A 21,201-nucleotide genomic window follows, 5' to 3' on the forward strand; every position below is an offset into this window, starting at 1 on the left:
ATGACCCTGCCCCCGCCCCTGCCGGAGCGCCTGAGCCCGGACTGGCTCACCGCCCGCCCGATCGCCCATCGGGGCCTGCACGACCGGGCCTCGGGCGTGCCCGAGAACACCGTCGCGGCAGCGCAGGCCGCGATCGCGGGCGGCTACGCCATCGAGTGCGACGTGCAGCTCAGCCGCGACGGCGACGCGGTGGTGTTCCACGACGAGGGCCTCGGCCGCCTGGCGGGCGTGCCGGACCTCGTGCGCAGCCGCACGGCGGCCGACCTCGCGACCCTCACGGTCGCCGGCAGCGACCAGCGCATCCCGACCCTGACCGAGTTCCTCCGGGTCGTCGCCGGGCGCACGCCCCTCGTCGTCGAGGTGAAGACCCGGCACGACGGCGACCTCGCGCTCGCCCGCAGGACGGCCGAGATCGTGGCCGGCTACGACGGCCCGCTCGCCCTGAAGTCGTTCGACCCGGCGATCGTCGGGGCGCTCGCCGAGCTCGCGCCGGGCATCCCCCGCGGGATGGTGGCCGAGAGCCGCCACGACGACCCCGGCTACGCCGCGCTCGGCGGGCCGGCCCGCCACGCCCTCGCGCACCTCCTGCACCTCGCCGAGAGCCGCCCCGACTTCCTGTCCTGGCGCGTCGACGACCTGCCGAACGCCGCGACCCATCTCGGCCGCCTCCTCGGCCGGATGCCCGTGATGGCCTGGACCGTGCGGACGCCCGCGCAGGTGCGGCTCGCCGGGGCGCACGCCGACCAGATGGTGTTCGAGGGGTTCCGGCCCTGAGGAGGTCCCCATGCGCTCCCTGCGCGGCCGCCTCCTCGCCCTCTGGCTCCTTCTCCTGGCCTCGGCCGCCGCCACGGGCCTGCTGCTGGTGGTGTTCTACCGGCAGTCGGCGGCCCAGCAGGTGGCGCAGACCGAGGCGGCGGCGGGCCGGGCGTGCCGGGACATCGCCGAGCGCTACGCCTTCCTGACCGCGGGCTGGGGCGGGCCCGCGGGCGGCGCCGTCGATGCCGGGCTGCGCCGCGACCTCGACGCCGTCGTGCAGGTGGCCCTGCGCCACGCCGCCGGGATCGAGGGCGGGATCTGGCAGGCGGCAGCCGGCTCCCTCGCCTACGCGTTCCCGACCTACGAGGGCAGCGGCCCCAAGACCGACCTGCCGGCGGCCGAGATCGCCGCCATCGCGCAGGCGAACGCCGAGGCGCTGCGGGACGACCGCCCCGTCCTCGTGCGCCGGCCCGGCCGCACGCAGGCGCTGGTGCTCCACGCCTGCCCCCTGCCGGGGCCCGTCCCCGAGCTCACGGCCTGGGCCATGGGCCGCGCCTTCACGGGCCAGGGCCCGGCCTACGATCAGCTGCTCCTCGGCCTCGGCCTCCTGACGCTCACCGTGCTCGGGTCGGCGGCGTTCCTCGGGCGCCTGCTCTACGCGGTCTCCGGGCCCATCACGGCGATCGAGCGGGCGCTGGCGGCCCACCGCAAGGACGGGGGCGAGCTGCCGCGCCTGCCGCTGACGGGCGAGCGGGAGCTCGACCGGCTGGTCGACGCCCTCAACGCGGCCGGCGCGCGCCTCGCGCAGGCCCGCCGGCAGGCCTTCGCGGCCGAGCGCATGGCCGCGGCCGGCCGGCTCGCCGCCGGCGTCGCGCACGAGATCCGCAATCCCCTCGCGGCCATGCGCCTCAAGGCCGAGAACGCCCTCGCGAGCCCCGATCCGGCCCGGGCCCGGGCGGCCCTGGGCGTGGTGCTCGACCAGGTCGCCCGCATGGACGGCCTGCTCCGGGACCTCCTCAACCTCACGCAGAACCGCCCCCCGCGGCCCCGGCCGGTGGACCTCGGCGCGCTCCTCGCCCGCAGCGCCGCCCTGCACGAGGACCTGGCGCGGGCCGGCGGCGTCGCGCTCACGGTGGAGGCCCCGGCCCCCGGCGCCCGGCCCGTCCTCGATCCCGAGCAGATCGGCCGCGCCCTCGACAACCTCGTCCTCAACGCGATCCAGAACGCCCCCGGGGGCGCGGTGCGGCTCTCGGCGGCGCGGGAGGCCGGCCGGCTCCGCCTGCGGGTCGCCGACGACGGGCCCGGCGTGCCGGAGACGGTGCGGGGGCGGCTGTTCGAGCCCTTCGTCACCGGCCGGCCGGAGGGCTCGGGCCTCGGCCTCGCCATCGTGCGGGAGATCGCGCAGGCTCACGGCGGCGAGGCCCGCCTGCGGCCGGGCGACCGGGGCGCCACCTTCGAGATCGACCTGCCGGAGACCGGCCTGCCTGAGATCGACTTGCCCGAAACCAACCTGCCGGAGTTCGACCTGCCCGAGACCCGCCCGCCCGAGACCCGCCCGCCATGCCGACCGTCCTGATCGTCGACGACGACCCGGCCCTGCGCGACTCCCTCGCCGAGACCGTGGCGGATCTCGGCCACGCGGTCGCCCGGGCGGCCTCCGGCCGGGAGGCGCTGGCCCACCTCGCGGGGCCGGCCGCCATCGACGCGGTGCTGCTCGACCTCCGGATGCCGGGCGAGGTCGACGGCATGGCGGTGCTGCGGGCCCTGCGCGCCCGGGAGGACGCCCCGCCGGTGGCGATCCTGACGGCCTACGCCAGCGCCGAGAACACCATCGAGGCGATGCGGCTCGGCGCCCACGACCACCTGACGAAGCCCGTCGGCCGCGAGGCGCTCGCCGCCCTCGTCGGGCAGATGCTGGCGCCCGCGCGCCGGCCCGCCGCGGCGGCCCCGCCGCCCGCTTCGGGCGACGCGCTCATCGGCGCCAGCGAGGCCATGCGGCGCGTGCAGAAGGCGATCGGGCTCTCGGCCGACAGCGACGCCACGGTGCTGATCCAGGGCGAGACCGGGACCGGCAAGGAGCTGGTGGCCCGGGCGCTGCACGCCCACGGACGGCGCCAGGGCGGGCCCCTGGTGCCGGTCAACTGCGCGGCGATACCCGCCGAGCTCCTGGAGAGCGAGCTGTTCGGCCACGCCCGCGGCGCCTTCACGGGGGCCGCGTCGGACCGGCCCGGCGCCTTCCGGGAGGCTGAAGGCGGCACGCTGTTCCTCGACGAGATCGGCGACATGCCGGCCGCCATGCAGGCCAAGATCCTGCGGGCGCTGCAGGAGCGCATCGTCACGCCGGTCGGCGGCCGGCCCGTGCGGGTGGACGCCCGGGTCGTCGCGGCGACCCACCGCGACCTCCCGGCCCTGGTGGCGGCGGGCGCCTTCCGGGCGGACCTGTTCTACCGGCTCAACGTCGTGCCGATCGCCCTGCCGCCCCTGCGCGAGCGCCTCGCCGACATCCTGCCCCTCGCCGAGCACTTCCTGCGCGAGGCGGTCGGGCGGGAGGGGCGCCCGGCGATGCGGCTCGGCGCGGGCGCCGCCGCCCGCCTCCTCGCCCATCCCTGGCCCGGCAACGTGCGCGAGCTGAGGAACGCCGTCGAGCGCGCCGCCGTGCTCGTGCGGGGCGCGGAGATCCGGGCCGGCGACCTCGACCTCGGCCCGGACGCCCCGCCCGCCGAGGCCGACTGGCTGGCGGGCGACCTGCCGGGCGCCGTGGCGCGCCTGGAGACCGCGATGATCGCGCGCGCCCTGCGGGAGACCGGGGGGAACCGGGCCGAGGCGGCGCGCCGCCTCGGCATCCAGCGCCAGCTCCTCTACGCCAAGATCGAGCGCTACGGGCTCGGCGGCGCGGTGTCGGGCGAGGCGACAGGGGGTGTCGGGAAGGACGACACCTGAAGGCGGGAGCAGGGCGGGAGCCCCGGTCGCCCCGCCCCGCGGGCAGGGTCCTCCGGGCCGTGGCACGGCGGTTGCGGTGGAGGCGGTCGCAACCTCCCGCGAGGACCACCCCGATGGCGACCCTGATCGAGACCGCCCGCCGCCTCGCCGCGGTGCCCCTGGCCCTCGCCGGCCTCGGGGCCGGGACCGGGCTCGCCCAGAGCCCCGGCCCGGTCTGGGACCCGGCCTCGCTGCCCGAGACCCGCGGGGTCGTGAAGCTTTACACGCTCACGCCCCGCGGCGACGTCGACGGCCTCATCCTCACCGACGGCACCGAGGTCAACCTGCCGCCCCACCTGACCGCGCAGGTCGTGTTCGCGGTCAGGCCGGGCGACGCCGTGACGGTCCGGGGCGTCCGGGCCCGGGCCGTGCCCCTCGTCGACGGCATCGGCTTGCGCAACGAGGCGACCGGCGCCGCCGTCGTCGACGAGGGCCCGCCCAACCGCGAGGGCCGCGACGCCACCCTCTCGGGCAGGGTCGCGATGGTCCTCCACGGCCGGCGCGGCGAGGTGAACGGCGTCCTCCTCGAGGACGGCACCGCCCTGCGCATGCCGCCGCACGAGGCGGCTCGCCGGGCGGACCTGCTCAGGGCGGGCCAGAGCGTCAGCGCCCGGGGCGACCGCCTCGCGACGGCGCTCGGCACCGTCGTGGAGGTGCGGGCGCTCGGCGCCACCCCGGACCGGATGACCGCGCTCGACCGCGGCCCGCCCGGGGAGCCGGGCCGGCCCCGGCCCCCGCCCCCGGGAAAGCCCGAGGCGCCGCCCCGCGGTTGACGTACAGTTCCGAAAAATAATCCAGGACCTGCGAAACCTTCTGCCGCTCCTCCGGTTTGCGCTCCGGGCCGGCACTTGCGGGCCCGCCGGGCCGCCTCCCGAGAACTGGCCTCCCCCTAGGAGAGACGACGTTGAGCACCGTACCGACGACGCCGACGGCCGCCGCGGAGGCGACCGCGAGGCAGCCCTCGCGGCGGGTCCTGCGCGGGCTCGACGCCCTCAACTTCACGCTCGCCGACGTCCGCGACGGCCTCGGCCCCTACCTCGCCATCTACCTGATCGCCGTGCGGGGCCCCGACCAGGGCTGGAACGAGGCCACGACCGGGATGGTGATGACCATCGCGGGCATCGCCGGGCTCGTCGCCCAGACGCCGGCCGGGGCGCTGATCGACCGCTCGCGCCACAAGCGGGCGATCGTGATCGCGGCCGCCCTGGCGGTCACCCTGAGCTGCCTCACGCTGCCCTTCATCGGGAACTTCTACGCGGTCGCGGCGACGCAGTCGCTCGCCGGCATCGCCGGGGCGGTCTTCCCGCCGGCCCTGGCGGCGATCACCCTCGGGGTCGTGGGGCCGACCCTCTTTGCCCGGCGGATCGGCCGCAACGAGGGTTTCAACCACGCCGGCAACGCGGTGTCGGCGGCCCTCGCAGGCGGGCTCGCCTACTTCCTCGGGCCGATCGTGGTGTTCTGGCTCATGGCCGTCCTGGCGGCGCTCTCGATCGGCGCCATGCTGATGGTGCCCGCGGAGGCGATCGACGACGACCTCGCCCGCGGGCTCGACTGCGCGGAGGACGAGGCGTGCGAGCAGCCCTCCGGCCTGACCGCGCTCCTCCAGAACAGGTTCCTGCTGCTCTTCGCCGGGCTCGCGGCGGTGTTCCACCTCTCGAACGCCGCCATGCTGACGTCGGTCGGGCAGCTCCTCACGCACCTGTCGGGCAAGGACAACGCGACCTCGCTGATCGCCGTCTGCATCGTGGCGGCGCAGTGCGTGATGGTGCCGGTGGCGATGTTCGTCGGCGCCAGGGCCGACGCGGTCGGCCGCAAGCCGATCTTCCTCGTCGCCTTCGGGGTGCTGGCGCTCCGGGGCGTGCTCTACACCGTCTCGGACAACCCCTACTACCTCGTGGCGGTGCAGTGCCTCGACGGGATCGGGGCCGGCATCTACGGGGCGCTCTTCCCCATCGTGGTGGCGGACCTCACCCGCGGCACCGGCCGGTTCAACGTCAGCCAGGGCGCGGTCGCGACCGCGCAGGGGCTCGGCGCCGCCCTGAGCGCGACGCTCGCGGGCCTGATCATCGTGTCGGCCGGGTACTCCGCCGCCTTCCTGTGCCTCGCCGCCATCGCGGGCCTCGGCTTCGGGCTCTACCTGCTCGTCATGCCGGAGACGCGGGGCTTCGACCCCGGCCGCAGCACGACGTCCCGCGGCGGCGGCGCCGCGCCCCTGGCGATGCCGGCGGAGTAGCTTGCGTCCGCGGGCCGGCCGGCTCCGGCCGCCCGCACGGACCGGGCCCGCCCCCCTCCCTCACGCGACGAGAACGGACTGGACGATGGGCGGCCTCATCGGCGCGAACCCGGCGACACTCAACGCCCTCACCTGGGGCATCGCCGGGCTGGCGACCGCCGGGGTGATCACCCGGCCGTTCCGGTGGCCCGAGGCGGTCTGGGCGGTGGCCGGCGCGGCCCTGCTGGTGCTCCTCGGCCTGATCCCGATCCAGGGCGCGCTCGCCGGCATCGCCCGGGGCACCGACGTCTACCTGTTCCTCGTCGGCATGATGCTGCTCGCCGAGCTCGCCCGGCAGGAGGGCCTGTTCGACTGGCTGGCCGCCCTCGCGACCGGGTTCGCCCGCGGCTCGGCCACGCGGCTGTTCACCCTCGTCTACGGGGTCGGCACCGTCGTCACGGTGTTCCTGTCGAACGACGCCACCGCGGTGGTGCTGACGCCGGCCGTCTACGCCGCCGCCAAGGCCGCGAAGGTGCGCGAGCCCCTGCCCTACCTCTTCATCTGCGCCTTCATCGCCAACGCGGCGTCCTTCGTGCTGCCGATCTCGAACCCGGCGAACCTCGTGGTGTTCGGCGATCACATGCCGCCCCTGAGGGCGTGGCTCGCCCGCTTCGCCCTGCCGTCGGCCCTCTCGATCCTGGCGACCTACGCGGTCCTGCGCCTGACGCAGGCGCGCGCGCTTGCGGCCGAGACCGTCGCCACCGACGTCGCCCGCGAGCCCCTGACCACCGGGGGGCGGATCGCCGGCCTCGGCATCGTCCTCACGGCCCTGGCCCTGACCGCCGCCTCGGCCCTCGGCCGCGACCTCGGCCCGCCGACCCTGGCGATGGGCACGCTCACCGCGGCGGTGGTCCTCCTCGTCAAGCGCGAGAGCCCGGCCGCCGTGGTCCGGGACATCTCCTGGGGCGTGCTGCCCCTCGTCGCCGGGCTGTTCGTGCTCGTCGAGGCGCTCCAGCGCACGGGCCTGATCCGGATGCTCGCCGACGCGCTGCGGGCGGCGGCGGCCGACAGCGCCACGGGCACCGCTTGGGGCGCCGGGCTCCTCGTCGCGGTGGCCTGCAACCTCGTCAACAACCTGCCGGCCGGGCTCATCGCGGGCAGCACCGTGCAGGCCGCGCAGGTGCCCGACGCCGTCACGGGCGCGGTGCTGATCGGGGTCGATCTCGGGCCGAACCTCTCGGTCACCGGGTCCCTCGCCACCATCCTGTGGCTCACCGCGCTCCGACGCGAGGGCGAGGACGTCGGGGCCTGGACGTTCCTCAAGCTCGGCCTCCTGGTGACGCCGCCGGCCCTCGTCCTCGCCATCGCGGCCCTGCTGTGGGTCGGCTGAACCTCGACCCCCGCCGCAGGAGACCCGCGTGAGCGCCGTCTGGCTCTATCCCCTGATCCTCGTCGCCGGAATCCTCCAGGCGATGGGCAACTCGATGAACGCCCGGCTGCGCGTCGCCGTGGTCAACCCGTGGCTCGCCGCCACGCTCTCGTTCACGCTGATCGTGTTCTGCTTCGTCACCCTGTTCGCGGTGCTGCCGACCCCGCTGCCGACCGCCGAGGGCCTCGCCCGGATGCCCTGGTGGGCGCCCCTCGGGGGGCTCGCCGGCGCGGTGGCGGTGTTCGGCGGCCTCGTCCTCGTCGACAAGGTCGGGGCGGGGCCGTTCAACGGGCTCCTCATCACCGCCAACATCCTGACCTCCCTGGGGATCGACCATTTCGGCTGGCTCGGGATGCAGGTGCACGCCCTCGGGCCCGGCCGGCTGCTCGGCGCCGTGCTGATGGTCGGCGGCATCGCGCTCATCGCCCGGGGCTGAGGGGGGAAACCGATGGCCGCCTCCCTGCTCTACCCCTTCGTGCTCCTGGCGGGCGCCCTCCAGGCGCTCGGCAACTCGATGAACGCGCAATTGCGGGTCGCGCTCACGAATCCCTGGCTCGCCGCTCTGGTGTCCTTCCTGCTGATCGTGTTCGTGTTCGTCGCGATGGCGGCGGTGCGGCCGCAGCCGTTTCCCGAGAAGGCGAGCGTCGCCGCGATGCCCTGGTGGGCGCCGCTCGGGGGCATCGCCGGGGCGGTCGCGGTGTTCATGGGCCTGCTGTTCGTCGACGAGATCGGGGCGGGCCCGTTCAACGGGCTCCTCATCACGGCGAACCTCCTCGCCTCCCTGGCGATCGACCATTTCGGCTGGCTCGGCATGAAGCCGAAGCGGCTCGGGCCGATGCGCGCGGGCGGGGCCGCCCTCATGGTTGCCGGGATCGTGCTGATCGCGCGCTCGTGAGGCCGGCCGGCAGCGCGCCCCAGCCCGCCCAGGCGGCGAGGGGCGCCCGCGCGTCGTCCGCCCCGGCGCTGAGCGCGTCCGCGATGGTGTCGGCCTCGTCCATGTCGAGGCCGACCTGCAGCACCTCGTCGATGATGGCGGTCCGTCCGGTCCGCACGTCGTAGACGGTCCAGCCGTGTCGGTCCTTGCGGATGTCGTACCGGATGAGGTCGGCTCTGGTGTGCATGGCGTCCGTCCCGTGTGATGGCGGGGAGTCTCGGCGGAATAGCCCCTGGGCCGCCGGCCCAACGTGCTGGCGCGCACGCGGCTCGCGGGAGCGTCAGGCCTCGGGCATGCGGGACCGCACGTAGCCGCGGGAGATCAGGCGGTCGCGCTGGCGCGTGCGCCGCTCGGCCTCGCCGAGATCCGCGAGGGCGTCCGCGATGGCCTGGCGCAGGGCGATCCCGGAATCCCCTTGCGCCGCCGTGAGATAGGCCGCCGCGATCGCCTCGACGGTGGAGCGCGCCTCGCCGTGCCGGTCCGCCCGCTCCTGGCCCATCGCCGCCCGCGCCCCGTTAGAACATAACGTGAACAAGCCACGGGACGCCCGATTCGGTCAAGCCCGCGCGGGCCTCGGGCGGGCGCTGATGCGCCCGGATGTGGATTGCGGGGAGAGCGGCCGCGGTTCCCCGTCCCGGCGGGCCGCCGCGCGGGTCAGGGCGGCCCATACCGGCGGGCCGCCGCGCGGGTCAGGGCGGCCCGTCCCGGCGGGCCGCCGCGCGGGTCAGGGCGGCCCGTCCCGGCGGGCGGCCGGGTTCCCGGGCGCGAGGCTCGCCGGGATGTCCGCGCCGGTCCTGAGGGGCGCCTCGACGTACCGCCCGTGCCGGGGCACCGCCACGACGGCGAAGTCCCGGGCGAGCGCGTGCAGGGCCTCGCGCAGCGCGGGGCCGCGCATCGGGCGGCCGTGGCCCGTGAGGGCGATCTCGGGCTCGAGGGCCGCGAGGGCCGTAACGGAGCGCCCGGCGCTCTCCCAGTCCGGCGTGAGGTAGCGCGGCGGGCCGTGCATCTCGGGGGCCTGCACGACGACCGCGTAGGCGGATTCCTGGGCTGTCGTCACGAAGGCGTCGCCCGCGATCAGCAGGCGGTCGGCCTCGCGCCAGAACGAGACGTGGCCGGGCGAGTGGCCGGGGGTGGCGAGCCAGCGCCAGCCGGGCAGCGGCGGCACGGAGCCGTCCTCGGGCAGCTGCCGCAGGCGGGCGCCGACGTCGACGGGCCGGGTCGGGAACAGCGGCGACAGCCGCGCGACGAGGCCGCCGCCGACACCCGGATCGGGCGGCGGGTAGGATTCGCGGCCGTCGAGGTAGGGGTGCTCGCGCGGATGGGCCCAGACCGGCACGTCCCAGGCCTCGGCGAGGTCCTCGAGCGCTCCGACGTGGTCGAAGTGGCCGTGGGTGAGCACGATCGCGGACGGGCGGGCGCCGGGGCCGAACCGGGACGCCGCCGCGGCCTCGATCGCGGCGCGCGAGCCCATGATGCCGGCATCGAGCAGCACCCAGCCCCGGTCGCCGGCCCCCGGCGGGCCGAGATAGGCCACGTTGACGATGGCGTGGCGCTGGTAGGCCAGGTCCGGCGTCACCGCGTGGGTGCCGTCGGGCCCGGCCGGGCCGTCCGCCCGGGCCGCGGGGGTGATCGGGATCTGCTGAGCCATGCCGGCACCTCGCGCGGTCGAACTCTCCCTTAATGCCCCCCTGGAGTCCGTGTTCCGGGCCGGAGGCGGGCCCCCGCGCTCACGCCCTCAGCGCAGCACCTGCGAGAGGTTCGGCCCGCGCAGGGCCGCGAGCGCCGCCATGCGGACCGGCGCGTTGGGCGCGCCGTAGAGGTCGTAGCCGTCGCGGCGCTGGACGAGCTCGAAGTAGAACCGCTCCTCGAACGGCGTCGTGTAGAGGTGGAAGAACTCGCCCTCCCCGACGCGGTCGTAGAGGATGCCGAAGGACTGCATGCGGGCCACGACGGCGTCGTCGAGGCCGAAGCGGGCCGCCACGTCGTCGTAGTAGTTCGCCGGGATCGGCAGCAGGGTGGCGCCGGCGGCCTTCAGGGCCTCGGCGGCCGCGAAGATGTCGTCCGTCGCGAGCGCGATGTGGTGGACGCCCGCGCCCGCGAAGCTCGTCACCAGCCGGGCCGTCGCGGTGTTGCGGCTCTCCGAGATGTTGAGCGGCAGGCGCAGGGATCGCTCGGCGTTCGAGACCGCCTTGCTGCGCACGAGGCCGTAGGGGTCGGGCAGCATCATCGAATCCTCGGGCTCGAGACCGAGCACCGAGCGGTAGAACAGCACCCAGGAATCGAGCTGCCCCTCCGGCAGGGCCTGGGCGACGTGGTCGATGCGCGTGAGGTGGCCGGCCGGCGCCCCGGCCGCGGCCTCGAGCACGAAATCGCTCTCGAAATCGCCCCCGGTCTGGGCGTCCGTGAGGATGATCAGGCTGCCGTCGGGCGCGCGGATCGACGGGAAGGCGTGCTCGTCGGGCCCGATCCGGCCGCCGAACCGCGCCGCGCCGTAGGATTCCGCCCGCCCGAGCGCCGCCAGGGCGTCGTCGGTGGCGAGCGCCTGGGCGCAGACCGAGGGGCCGTGGACCAGGAAGTACGAGGAGGCGAAGGAATCCGGCTCGCGGTTGAGCACCATGCGGATCTCGCCCTGGCCGTAGAGGGTCACCTCCTTGGTGCGGTGGCGCCCCATGCGGCGGAAGCCGAGCTGGGTGAGCAGGCGCGCGAGCGCGCCCTCGCAGCGCTCGTCCACCGCCACCTCGAGGAAGCGGTGCCCGGCGATGGCCGGCGGCAGGGGCGGGTCGAACAGCTCGACCCGGCGCCGGGGCCGGCGCGCGCCCGCGGCGGCCTCCTGCGCGGCGGCCTCGTCGCCCCGGCGCACCCGCTCCTCCAGGAACAGGAGCGAGCGGTGGCCGTCGGCGGCGGTCTGGCGCGGGGGCGCCGCCCGCATGTCGTCGTTGAAGATCTCGAGCGAGATCGTCCCGGTGTAGCCGCTCGCCAGCACCGCCCGCAGGAAGCCCGGCACGTCGAGGTCGCCCTGGCCCGGCAGGCAGCGGAAGTGGCGGCTCAAGGTCAGGGCGTTCATGCCGAGGCGCGGCGCGTCGGCGAGCTGGACGAAGAACACCCGCTGGCCCGGCAGGCCCGCGATGCCGGACCAGTCGTCGGGCAGCGCCAGGGTGTGGAAGCTGTCGAGGATCAGGCCGAGATGGGGGTGGTTCGCCCGCTCGACGATGCCGAAGGCGCGGTCGTAGGTGCGCACCCGCGTGCCCCAGGACAGGGCCTCGAAGCCGATCTTGAGCCCGCGCCGCGCAGCGCGCTCGGCGAGCTGGTGGAGCTGGTCGGCCATGCGGGCGTCGTCGTCCGAGACCTCGGTGCCGACGTTCGAGCAGACGAGGATCAGGGGGGCGCCGAGCTCCTCCATCAGGTCGAACTTGCGCTCGGCCCGGTCGAGGTTGCGCCTCAGCTGCGCGTCCGAGACGCCCTCGAAATCGCGGAAGGGCTGGAACAGGTCGATCGACAGGCCGAGGTCGGAGGCGTAGCGGCGCACGTCCCGGGCGGCGCCGGTGTGGAACAGGAGGTCGTTCTCGAAGATCTCGACCCCGTCGAAGCGGGCCGCGGCGATGGCCTCCAGCTTCTCGATCAGGGTGCCGCTCAGCGACACCGTGGCGATCGCCTTCCTCATCCGTCCCTCCCGCTCGTCCGCTGCGTCCCTTGATGCACCGGGCCCGCAGCCCCGTCGAGGGCGCCGTCCGGGCCGGCGCGGCGCGCGGCGCGATTTCCCGATTGACATGAACGTACCAGTTCGTACATTTGCCGACAAGCGAGTCGACAACGCACCGCACGAGGAACGCAGCAGGCCCGAGGAGAGGAGCGAACGCGCGCCGCAAACCCGCCGATCCCCGCCGGCCCGGGCCTCGATCCCCGGCCACTGCGGCGGCGCGCCACTCTTCCCGACATCCCGTCCAACGACGCGGCGGCCCGCCCGGGGCCCCGCCGGCGCGGCCCGAGCCAACGGGCTCGAACCCCCTCCCGCGACAGGAAACGCCCATGACCGCCCACGCGATACCCCCCGCCCAGCCGATGCCCCGCGCGGGCGCGGCCCACCCGCCCGAAGCCGTGAAGGCGCCCCGCAAGGCCGCCCTCGCGAGCTGGATCGGCAGCGCCGTCGAGTACTACGACTTCTTCATCTACGGCACCGCCGCCGCGCTGGTGTTCGGCAAGATCTTCTTCCCGTCCGTCGACCCGAAGCTCGCCACCGTGGCGGCCTTCGCGACCTTCGGGGTCGGCTACGTCACCCGGCCCCTCGGCGCCGTGGCGCTCGGGCACATCGGCGACAAGTTCGGGCGCAAGAAGGTGCTCACCTTCACGCTGCTGCTCATGGGCATCTCGACCTTCATGATCGGGCTGCTGCCGACCTACGACCAGGTCGGCATCCTGGCGCCGATCCTGCTCGTGGTGGCGCGCCTGCTCCAGGGCATCTCGGCCGCCGGCGAGCAGGCGGGGGCCAATTCCATGACCCTCGAGCACGCCCCCGACGACAGGCGCGCCTTCTTCACGAGCTTCACGCTGAGCGGCACGCAGGCGGGCCTGATCCTCGCGACCCTGGTGTTCCTGCCCATCGCCCAGCTGCCCGAGGCGCAGCTCCTGTCCTGGGGCTGGCGCATCCCGTTCTTCCTCAGCGCCCTCGTGGTCGCGGTCGGCTTCTGGGTCCGCCGCACGCTGCCCGAGACCCCGGCCTTCCAGCAGGAGGAGCAGGCCCACGACACCGCCAAGCTGCCGATCGCGACCCTGTTCCGGGTGCAGTGGGCGGACGTGCTGCGGGTGATCTTCGCGGCCCTGGTCTCGGTGGTGAGCACGATCTTCAGCGTGTTCACCCTGTCGTACGCCGTCAACACGATGCACATCGAGCGCGCGACGATGCTCACCGTGCTGATCCTCGCCAACGTGGTGGCGCTCGGCGCGATCCCGGCCTTCGCGGCCCTGTCCGACCGCATCGGCCGCCGGCCGGTCTTCATCTTCGGGGCGCTCGGCTCCGCCGCGCTGATCTGGCCCTACATGTGGTCCCTGAGCCAGGTGAACCTGCCGCTCATCTTCACCTTCGGCATCCTGCTCTCGGGCGTCGTCTACAGCGCGGCGAACGGCGTCTGGCCCTCGCTCTACGGCGAGATGTTCGACACCCGCGTGCGCCTCTCCGGGATGGCGATCGGCACCCAGATCGGCTTCGCCCTCGGCGGCTTCGCCCCGACCATCAGCGCCGCGGTGCTCGGCGAGGGCCCGAACGGCTGGGTCCCGGTCGCGGCCTTCGTCACCGTCACGGCGGCGATCGCGGCCCTGTCGATCGCCACCGCCCGGGAGACCTACCGCACGCCCATGAGCGCCCTCGGCAAGCGCTGAGGGCCCTCAAGGCCCCCGCACGCCGGCGTGAGAGCGTCGAGCCCCGCCTCCCGGAGGGCGGGGCTCGACGCGTTGCCGGGCTGCCCGTCAGGGCTTCGTCGGCTCGTCGGCCTTGGGCGCCGCCGCGGTCTTCTCGATCTTGCCCTGCTCGCGCAGCTTCGCGATGATGTCCTGCTGGGTCTTGCGGGTCAGGTAGGCCTCGACCTGCTCCTTCATCTCCTCGAAGCTCGGCACCGGCTTCGTCCGCTTCTCCTCGACCCGGATGACGTGCCAGCCGAACTGCGTCTTGACCGGGTCGGAGATCTTGCCGGCGTCGAGCTTGAAGGCGGCGTCCGCGAAGGGCGCGACCATGCGCTCCTTGGTGAACCAGCCGAGGTCGCCCCCCTCGGCCTTCGAGCCGGGGTCCTTCGAGACCTCGGCGGCGACCTTCGAGAAGTCCTCGCCGCCCTTGATGCGCGCCGCGATCTTCTTCGCGTCGGCCTCGTTGTCCACCAGGATGTGGCGGGCGTGCACCTCCTCCTCGGGCTTCATCGCCTTGACGGTCTCGTCGTAGAGCGCGCGCTCGGCCGCCGGCGTCACCGCCTTCTTGGCCTCGCGCTCCAGGTACTCGTCGAGGAGGAGCTTATCGCGAAAATAGGCGAGCTTGCGGGTGAAGTCGGGGTTCTCGCCGACCTTGGCCTTCTCGGCCGCCTGGGCGCCGAGCTTCAGGTCGACCATGTAGTCGACCAGGAGACCCTGCTTCTGCGCGTCGCCGACGCCCGGCAGCGACAGGGCCGGGTCGTCCGCCGCCACCGCGAGGTCGCCCGCGGTGATCGGCGCGCCGTTGACCTTGGCGACGACGGTGTCGGGCGACGGGGCGGGCGCGGGCGCCGCGGCGGGCGCCGGGGCCGGGGGCGTCTGCGCCCCGGCGGCGACCGGCAGGACGAGACCGAGGGCGAGCACGCCCGTGCGCCAGAAGAGGGAGTGGGTCGGCATCGGAGATCCTTGGCCTGTGCGCGGTCCGTGTCGGAACGGGCGGACAGGTGGCGCAGATCGGCCGACAAGACAAGCGGCGCGGGGCCGCAGCGCCGGGGCGCTGCGGTTCGGGCCGCGCGGCTGCGGGCGCGGCCGCGCTCAGTAGCCGGTCGAGGCGACCTCGACCCGGTCGCCGCGCCGGGCGAACGCGACCACCGGGCCGGGCCCGGCGGCGCCCGGCACCGACAGGCTGACGCGCTGGTCGGGCGCCAGGGTGGCGACGACGCGGACCGGGACGGCGGCGGCGTCGGCCGCCGCGAGGGTCGCGACCAGGCGGTAGCCGTCGGACTCGACGGTGTAGTAGGCGGTGCCCTGCACCGGCCCGAGATCGAGGCTGTGGGCCTGGGCCGGGCGGAGCTCGGCCGCGCCCGCGGCGCTGGAGACCGCGAGGGCGAGGGCGGCGACGGGAAGGACGCGCATCGGAGATCCTGGGGTTCTGTCCGGGGCGGGCCTGCGTCCGGAAAGCCGGGAAACTCCGGGAGGCCGCATCATGGCCCCGCTCTGCTGCATTGCAAAATGCCTATGTTGCAATGCACAATTCCGGCGGGCGCATGCCTGGCCCGTGGCGCCCGGCCCGGCCGGGCCGGGGTCTCGGGCGAACCGGGGGCGCGTCGGGCCGTTTCGTCTCCTGGATGGGGCGCCGCGTCCGCGGCTTTGCGCACGCGGCCGCGCGTTCCACCGCCCGACAAGTCCTGCCCGGTGAGCCCTGCCCGATGAGCACCTACCGCTTCGACCGGCTCCTCGCGCCGCGCTCGGTCGCGCTCGTCGGGGCGAGCGCCCGCCCGCACTCGTCCGGGGCGGCGATCCTCGCCAACCTGCGCGCCGCGGGCTTCGCCGGCCCGATCTGGCCCGTGAACCCGCGCCGCGACGCCGTCGACGGCCTGCCGGCCTGCGCCAGCGTCGCGGGCCTGCCCGAGGCCGCCGACCTCGTCGTGGTGGTGTCGCCCCCCGGGACGGTGCCGGACGTGATCGCGGAGGCGGGGGCCAGGGGCTGCGGGGCGGCCGTGGTGATCACCGCGGGCCTCGGCACCGGCCCGGATTCCCCGGCCGAGGCCGCGCGCCGGGCCGCCCGCCGGCACGGCCTGCGGCTGATCGGCCCGGACTGCATGGGGCTCGCGATGCCGGCGGCGCGCCTCAACGCGAGCCTCCTGGCGCAGGCGCCCCCGGCGGGCGACCTCGCGCTGATCTCGCAGTCCCGCACGGTCGCGGCCGGCATCGTCGCCTGGGCGCAGGAGCGCGGCCACGGCTTCTCGGGCGTGGTCTCCCTCGGGCAGGCCCTCGACGTCGACATCGCCGACTGCCTCGACCACTTCGCGGCCGACCGCGGCACGCGGGCGATCCTGCTCTCCATCGACGCGGTGGCGGACGCGCCGAAATTCATGTCGGCCGCCCGGGCCGCCGCCCGCGCCAAGCCCGTGGTGGTGCTGCGCTCGGGGCGGCACGAGACCGCCCGCGGGGCCGCGGGCCGGCCGGTCACCCACACGGGCATCCTGGCGCGGCCCGACGCGGTCTACGACGCGGCCTTCCGGCGCGCCGGCCTGCTGCGGGTCTTCGACCTCGACGAGATGTTCTCGGCCGTCGAGACCCTCGGGCGCCAGCGCCCCTTCCCGGGCCGGCGCCTCGCCCTCCTGGCCAACGGCCGCGGCGTCGGGGCGATCGCGGCCGACCGGCTCATCGACCTCGACGGCGTGCTCGCGGGGCTCTCGCCCGAGACCGTGGAGCGCCTCGCCGCCGCCATGCCGGGCACCGATCCGGCGGCGTGGCGCAACCCCGTCGACATCGGCGCCGACGCGGACGGCCCGCGCTACGCCGCCGCCCTCGCGGCGCTCCTCGCCGACGGGGCCAACGACGCGGTCCTCGTCATCAACGTGCCGACCGCCCTCTCGGGCGGGGCCGCGGTCGCGACCGCCCTCGTCGAGGCGGTCCGGCAGAGCCGCAGGGCGAGCTTCCGCGCCAAGCCCGTCTTCGCCGTCGCGGTCGGGGACGAGGCGGCCGGCGCGATCCTGAGCGCCGCCGGCATCCCGCGCTTCGCCACCGACGCCGACGCGGTCGAGGGCTTCACCCACCTCGTGCGCTACCGCGCCGCGCAGGACGACCTGACCACGACCCCGGCCTCGCTGCCCCGGGACTTCGCGCCCGACACCGCCCGCGCCCGGCGCATCGTCGAGGGGGTGCTCGGCGAGGGCCGGACCTGGCTCGATCCCGGCGAGGTGGCGGGCCTGCTCGCGGCCTACGCCATCCCGTCCCTGCCGGTGCACCTCGCCGCCGACGCCGACGCGGCCGCCGAGGCCGCCTGGCCGATCATCGCGGGGGGCGGCACCGTCGCCCTCAAGGTGGTCTCGCCCGACATCGTGCACAAATCCGAGGTCGGGGGCGTGCATCTCGGCCTCACCAGCGAGGCGGCGGTGCGGGAGGCGGCCGCCGCCATCCTGGCGCGGGCCGCGCGCGACCGGCCCGACGCCGCAATCTCCGGGTTCGCGGTGCAGCCGATGCTGCGCCGCTCCCAGGCGCGCGAGCTGATCGCCGGGCTCGCCGACGACCCGGTCTTCGGGCCCGTGGTGGTGTTCGGGCGCGGCGGCACGGCCGTGGAGGTGATCGACGACCGGGCGCTCGCCCTGCCGCCCCTCGACCTCCGTCTCGCGGCCGACCTCATCGCCCGCACCCGGGTCGCCCGCCGCCTCAAGGCCTACCGCGACGTCGCGGCGGCTGACGCGCAGGCCGTGGCCCTGGTGCTGGTCAAGCTCGCCCGGATGGCCGCCGACCTGCCCGAACTGCGCGAGCTCGACATCAACCCGCTCCTCGCCGACGAGGGCGGCGTCGTCGCCCTCGACGGGCGGGCGGCGGTGGCGCCCCTGCCGGCCGCGGCCCGCCGCGACGCGGGGTCCGGCCCGAGCCACGCCCGCCTGGCGATCCGCCCCTACCCCTCCGCCTGGGAGCGGCGCATCGTCCGCGACGGGCAGCCCGTCCTGATCCGGCCGGTGCGGGCGGAGGACGAGGGGCTGTTCGAGGCGTTCTTCCACCACGTCAGCATGGACGACCTGCGCCTGCGCTTCTTCGCGCCCGTGCGCGACTTCAACCACGCCTTCCTGGCCCGGCTGACCCAGCTCGACTACGCCCGCGCCATCGCGTTCGTGGCGATCGACGAGGCGAGCGGCGCCATGATGGGGGCGGTGCGGCTCCACGCCGACGCCAACCACGAGACCGGGGAATACGCCATCCTGGTGCGCTCGGACCTCAAGGGCCTCGGCCTCGGCTGGTCGCTCATGGGGCTGATGCTGGAATGGGCCCGGGCCGAGGGCCTGCGCGAGGTGGACGGTCAGGTGCTGCGCGAGAACACCACCATGCTGGCCATGTGCCGCAAGCTCGGCTTCACCCTGCGCACCGACCCGTCCGACCCGGAGCTGCTGCTCGTGCGCCTCGCCCTCGACAGGCCCCCGGCCCCGGGCCCGGCCTGAGGCGCGGCGCATGGATCGCGAGGCGCCGGGCCGGGCGCCGCCGGGCGACGCGGAGCCGGGCGAGGGGCGGGCGCGCCGCGGCGTCGCGGTCGTCGTCGGCCTGCTGCTGACGGCGATGGCCGGCTACGTCGACGCGGTCGGCTTCCTGCGCCTCGACGGGCTCTACACCTCGTTCATGAGCGGCAACACCACGCAGCTCGCCGTGACGCTGGTGCGCCCGCAGGCCGGGGTGGCGCTCGAGATCGGTCTCCTGCTCGCCGCCTTCGTGGCCGGCGGGCTCGCCGGCAGCCTCGCGGCAATCCTGGTCCCGGAGCGCTGGGCGACCGCCGCCGTGCTGGCCGCCGAGGCGGCGGCCCTCCTGCTCGCCCTTGCCACCGCGACGGCCCTGCCCGAGCCGCGGCTCGCCGCCCCCCTGCTCGCCGCCGCCATGGGGGCCCAGAACGCCGCCCTCGGCCGAGTCGCCGGGTTCCGCCCCGGCGTCACCTTCGTCACCGGCACGCTGTTCGCGTTGAGCCACGGCCTCGCCCTCGCCTTCGCCCGCAGGGGACCGGCCCTCGGCTGGCTCCCGGACGCCTGCACCTGGGCGGCGCTGCTCGCCGGCGCGGCGGGCGGCAGCGCCGCCTATTTGTCCCACGGCCTCCTCGCCCTGGCGCTGCCCGCCGCCGGGATCACCGCCCTCCTGGCGGCCTCCCTCGCCCTTGCGGCGTGGCCGGCCGCGGGCGGGCGCGCCGGCCCGGGGCGGTCCGCGGCCCCGCCGGGGTGAGGCCGGCCGCCAGCACCCGGCCGCCGTCCCGGGGCGTGCGCGCCCTCACGCGGCCGGCCCGGCGGCCGGGGGCGCGGCCGCGAGCGCGAAGGCGTAGATCAGCCCGACCTCCTCCAGCCGGTCGAAGCGCCCGGCGGCGCCGCCGTGGCCGGCATCCATGTTGACGCGCAGGAGGACGGGCCCGCCCCCCGTCATGGTGGCGCGCAGGCGCGCGACCCACTTCGCCGGCTCCCAGTAGGTCACGCGCGGGTCGGTGAGGCCGCCGAGCGCCAGGATCGCCGGGTAGCGCTTGGCCGCGACGTTGTCGTAGGGCGAGTAGGACAGGATGGTCTCGAAGGCCGCCTCGTCGGTGCCCGGGTTGCCCCATTCGGGCCATTCCGGCGGCGTGAGCGGCAATTCGCCGTCCAGCATCGTGTTGAGGACGTCGACGAAGGGCACGTCGGCCACGATCCCGGCGAACAGCTCCGGGGCGAGGTTCGCCACCGCGCCCATCAGCATGCCCCCGGCGCTGCCGCCATGGCCCACGATGCGCTGCGGGCCGGTGTAGCGCGCCTCGATCAGCGCGCGGGCGCAGGCGACGAAGTCCGAGAAGGTGTTCGGCTTCTTCTCGCGCTTGCCGTCCATGTACCAGCGCCAGCCCTTCTCGGTGCCGCCGCGGACATGCGCGATGGCGTACACGAAGCCGCGGTCGACGAGGGAGAGCGGGTTGGTGCGGAACGACGCCGACATCAGCGTGCCGTAGGAGCCGTAGCCGTAGAGGAGGAGCGGCGCGGTGCCGTCGAGGGGCAGGTCGCGGCGGTGCAGGAGCGAGATCGGCACGGTCTCGCCGTCGGGCGCGGTCGCGAACAGGCGGCGGGTGACGTAGGACGCCGGGTCGTGGCCGCTCGGCACGTCCTGGCGCTTGCGCAGGGACCGCGCCCGCGTCACGGCGTCGTAATCGTAGGTCTCGGCCGGGGTCGTCATCGACGAGTAGCTGAAGCGGATCAGGTCGGTGTCGAAGGCGTAGCCCGGCGCGAGCCCGAGGGAGTAGGCCTCCTCCGCGAAGGCGACCGCGTGCTCGGCCCCGCTCAGGGCGTCGCGCACGATCAGCCGGGGCCGGGCGTTCTCGAGCTCGAGCCGCACCAGGTGGCGGGCAAGCACGTGCTGGAAGCGGATCATCACGCCGGGCCGGTGCGGGATGAGGTCGCGCCACGCGGCCCGGCCGGGCTGCTCGAGGGGCGCCACCGCGATCTTGAAGTCCTCCGCCCCGTCGGCGTTGGTGAGGATGAAGAGCTCGTCGCCCCGGTGCTCGACCGAGTAGATCAGCTTCGGCTCCCGGGGCGCCACGATCCGCAAGGCCCCGTTCGGGCGGGCGCGGTCGACGAGGTGGACCTCGGCGGTCTCGTGGTCGCTCGCCGTGATCGTCAGGAAGGCGCCCGACTGCGTCGCGTCGATGTGGACGAAGAAGCCCGGATCGGACTCCTCGTAGACGATCTCGTCCTCGCTCTGCGGGCTGCCGAGGCGGTGGAGCAGGACCTGGGCCGGCCGGTGGTTGGCGTCGACCGCGACGTACCAGAAGGCGCGGCCGTCGCGGCTCCAGACCGCCTCGCCGGTGGTCGCCACGACGGCGTCCTCGCGGTCCGCCCCGGTGGCGAGGTCGCGCACCCGGATGGTGTAGAGCTCCGAGCCCTTGGTGTCGGCGCTCCAGGCCACGAGCGCGTGGTCGTCCGAGTGGGCGGCGTCCGCGAGGCTGAAGAAGGCGAGCCCCTCGCCCTCCCGGTCGCCGTCGATCAGGATCGCCTCGCCCGCCGCGCCGAGGTCGCCCGCGAGGTCGCCCGCGAGGTCGCCGATCTCGCCGGCCGGGACCGTGTCGGCCGGACGGCGGCAGACGAGGGGGTGCTGACCGCCCTCTCGGTAGCGGGTGTAGTAGGCGAACGGCCCGTCCGTCTCCGGCACGCTGCCGTCGTCCTCGCGGATGCGCCCGCGCATCTCCGCGACCAACGTCTCGCGCAGGGGCGCGGTGTCGGCCAGCGCCGCCTCCGCGTAGGCGTTCTCCTGCTCGAGGTAGGCGCGGATCTCCGCCGGCAGGGTGTCCGGGTCCTTGAGCACGTCCCGCCAGTTCGGCGCCTTCAGCCAGGCGTAGGGATCCGTGACAATGCGGCCGTGCACCGTGACGGAGACGGGCCGGGCGGGCGCCGTCGGGGCGGCGGCGGGCGGGCGGAGGGAAATCGTCATGCGGGCACCGGAAGCGCGTCGAGCGGTCCACGCCATGTGCCGTCCCGCGGGGCCGGCCGCAAGTGACGCGGC

Annotated in this window: 18 protein-coding genes; 11 read left to right on the forward strand and 7 right to left on the reverse strand. The window is 75.4% G+C overall.

The genetic code is table 11. From position 1 onward, the window contains the following. From DT057_RS11555 to DT057_RS11590, 8 genes are all read left to right on the forward strand, one after another. Positions 1–774, forward strand: coding sequence for a glycerophosphodiester phosphodiesterase family protein (locus DT057_RS11555; RefSeq protein WP_128562251.1), 774 nt, complete (start codon positions 1–3; stop codon positions 772–774). A gap of 10 nt (positions 775–784) precedes the next feature. Then, the gene (locus DT057_RS11560; protein WP_128562252.1) at positions 785–2,332 is read left to right on the forward strand and encodes a sensor histidine kinase; all 1,548 of its coding nucleotides are present in this window, start codon (positions 785–787) and stop codon (positions 2,330–2,332) included. Beyond that, the gene (locus DT057_RS11565) at positions 2,317–3,696 is read left to right on the forward strand and encodes a sigma-54-dependent transcriptional regulator (protein WP_128562253.1); all 1,380 of its coding nucleotides are present in this window, start codon (positions 2,317–2,319) and stop codon (positions 3,694–3,696) included. The genes DT057_RS11560 and DT057_RS11565 overlap by 16 nt, the downstream gene beginning before the upstream one ends. Before the next feature lie 113 nt (positions 3,697–3,809). Beyond that, positions 3,810–4,508: a hypothetical protein gene (locus tag DT057_RS11570; RefSeq protein WP_128562254.1), complete on the forward strand. Its 699-nt coding sequence runs from the start codon at positions 3,810–3,812 to the stop codon at positions 4,506–4,508. Positions 4,509–4,639: 131 nt separating this feature from the next. After that, complete coding sequence (locus DT057_RS11575) at positions 4,640–5,968, forward strand: MFS transporter (RefSeq protein WP_128562255.1); 1,329 nt, start codon at positions 4,640–4,642, stop codon at positions 5,966–5,968. An 85-nt stretch (positions 5,969–6,053) separates the two neighbouring features. Continuing rightward, positions 6,054–7,337: an arsenic transporter gene (locus DT057_RS11580; RefSeq protein ID WP_128562256.1), complete on the forward strand. Its 1,284-nt coding sequence runs from the start codon at positions 6,054–6,056 to the stop codon at positions 7,335–7,337. Positions 7,338–7,365: 28 nt separating this feature from the next. Further along, positions 7,366–7,812, forward strand: coding sequence for a DMT family transporter (locus DT057_RS11585; RefSeq protein WP_128562257.1), 447 nt, complete (start codon positions 7,366–7,368; stop codon positions 7,810–7,812). 12 nt (positions 7,813–7,824) lie between these two features. Beyond that, the gene (locus DT057_RS11590; RefSeq protein WP_128562258.1) at positions 7,825–8,271 is read left to right on the forward strand and encodes a DMT family transporter; all 447 of its coding nucleotides are present in this window, start codon (positions 7,825–7,827) and stop codon (positions 8,269–8,271) included. On the opposite strand, the gene DT057_RS11595 is transcribed toward DT057_RS11590, so the two are convergent. From DT057_RS11595 to DT057_RS11610, 4 genes are all read right to left on the reverse strand, one after another. Next, complete coding sequence (locus DT057_RS11595; protein WP_128562259.1) at positions 8,234–8,497, reverse strand: hypothetical protein; 264 nt, start codon at positions 8,495–8,497, stop codon at positions 8,234–8,236. The two genes, DT057_RS11590 and DT057_RS11595, sit on opposite strands and share 38 nt — an antisense overlap. 93 nt (positions 8,498–8,590) lie before the next feature. Then, entirely contained in the window at positions 8,591–8,809 is a 219-nt protein-coding gene (locus tag DT057_RS11600; RefSeq protein ID WP_128562260.1) for a hypothetical protein, read from the reverse strand. 225 nt (positions 8,810–9,034) lie between these two features. Continuing rightward, positions 9,035–9,958 (reverse strand): MBL fold metallo-hydrolase, encoded by a 924-nt coding sequence (locus DT057_RS11605; protein ID WP_128562261.1) that lies wholly within the window; start codon positions 9,956–9,958, stop codon positions 9,035–9,037. A gap of 87 nt (positions 9,959–10,045) precedes the next feature. Next, the gene (locus DT057_RS11610) at positions 10,046–11,971 is read right to left on the reverse strand and encodes a bifunctional sugar phosphate isomerase/epimerase/4-hydroxyphenylpyruvate dioxygenase family protein (RefSeq protein WP_128562262.1); all 1,926 of its coding nucleotides are present in this window, start codon (positions 11,969–11,971) and stop codon (positions 10,046–10,048) included. Between the two features lie 398 nt (positions 11,972–12,369). Between DT057_RS11610 and DT057_RS11615 the strand changes: the two genes are divergently transcribed. Further along, on the forward strand, positions 12,370–13,683 hold the full coding sequence (locus DT057_RS11615) for an MFS transporter (protein ID WP_128562285.1): 1,314 nt from the start codon (positions 12,370–12,372) through the stop codon (positions 13,681–13,683). Between the two features lie 87 nt (positions 13,684–13,770). Here the strand turns inward: DT057_RS11615 and DT057_RS11620 are convergent, their stop codons facing one another. Continuing rightward, positions 13,771–14,658 (reverse strand): peptidylprolyl isomerase, encoded by an 888-nt coding sequence (locus tag DT057_RS11620; protein ID WP_128562263.1) that lies wholly within the window; start codon positions 14,656–14,658, stop codon positions 13,771–13,773. 138 nt (positions 14,659–14,796) lie between these two features. Beyond that, positions 14,797–15,117, reverse strand: coding sequence for a hypothetical protein (locus DT057_RS11625; protein ID WP_128562264.1), 321 nt, complete (start codon positions 15,115–15,117; stop codon positions 14,797–14,799). A gap of 293 nt (positions 15,118–15,410) precedes the next feature. On the opposite strand from DT057_RS11625, the gene DT057_RS11630 reads away from it, so the two are divergent. Both DT057_RS11630 and DT057_RS11635 read left to right on the forward strand, forming a co-directional pair. Beyond that, complete coding sequence (locus DT057_RS11630) at positions 15,411–18,152, forward strand: bifunctional acetate--CoA ligase family protein/GNAT family N-acetyltransferase (protein WP_128562265.1); 2,742 nt, start codon at positions 15,411–15,413, stop codon at positions 18,150–18,152. A gap of 10 nt (positions 18,153–18,162) precedes the next feature. Next, positions 18,163–18,915: a DUF1275 family protein gene (locus DT057_RS11635; RefSeq protein ID WP_128562266.1), complete on the forward strand. Its 753-nt coding sequence runs from the start codon at positions 18,163–18,165 to the stop codon at positions 18,913–18,915. 45 nt (positions 18,916–18,960) lie between these two features. Here DT057_RS11635 and DT057_RS11640 read toward each other — a convergent pair whose 3' ends face one another. Beyond that, positions 18,961–21,129, reverse strand: a complete 2,169-nt coding sequence (locus DT057_RS11640; RefSeq protein ID WP_128562267.1) for a S9 family peptidase — start codon at positions 21,127–21,129, stop codon at positions 18,961–18,963. Between the last annotated feature and the right edge of the window lie 72 nt (positions 21,130–21,201).

This window comes from Methylobacterium crusticola (assembly GCF_003574465.1).
GTDB classification, from domain to species: Bacteria; Pseudomonadota; Alphaproteobacteria; order Rhizobiales; family Beijerinckiaceae; genus Methylobacterium; species Methylobacterium crusticola.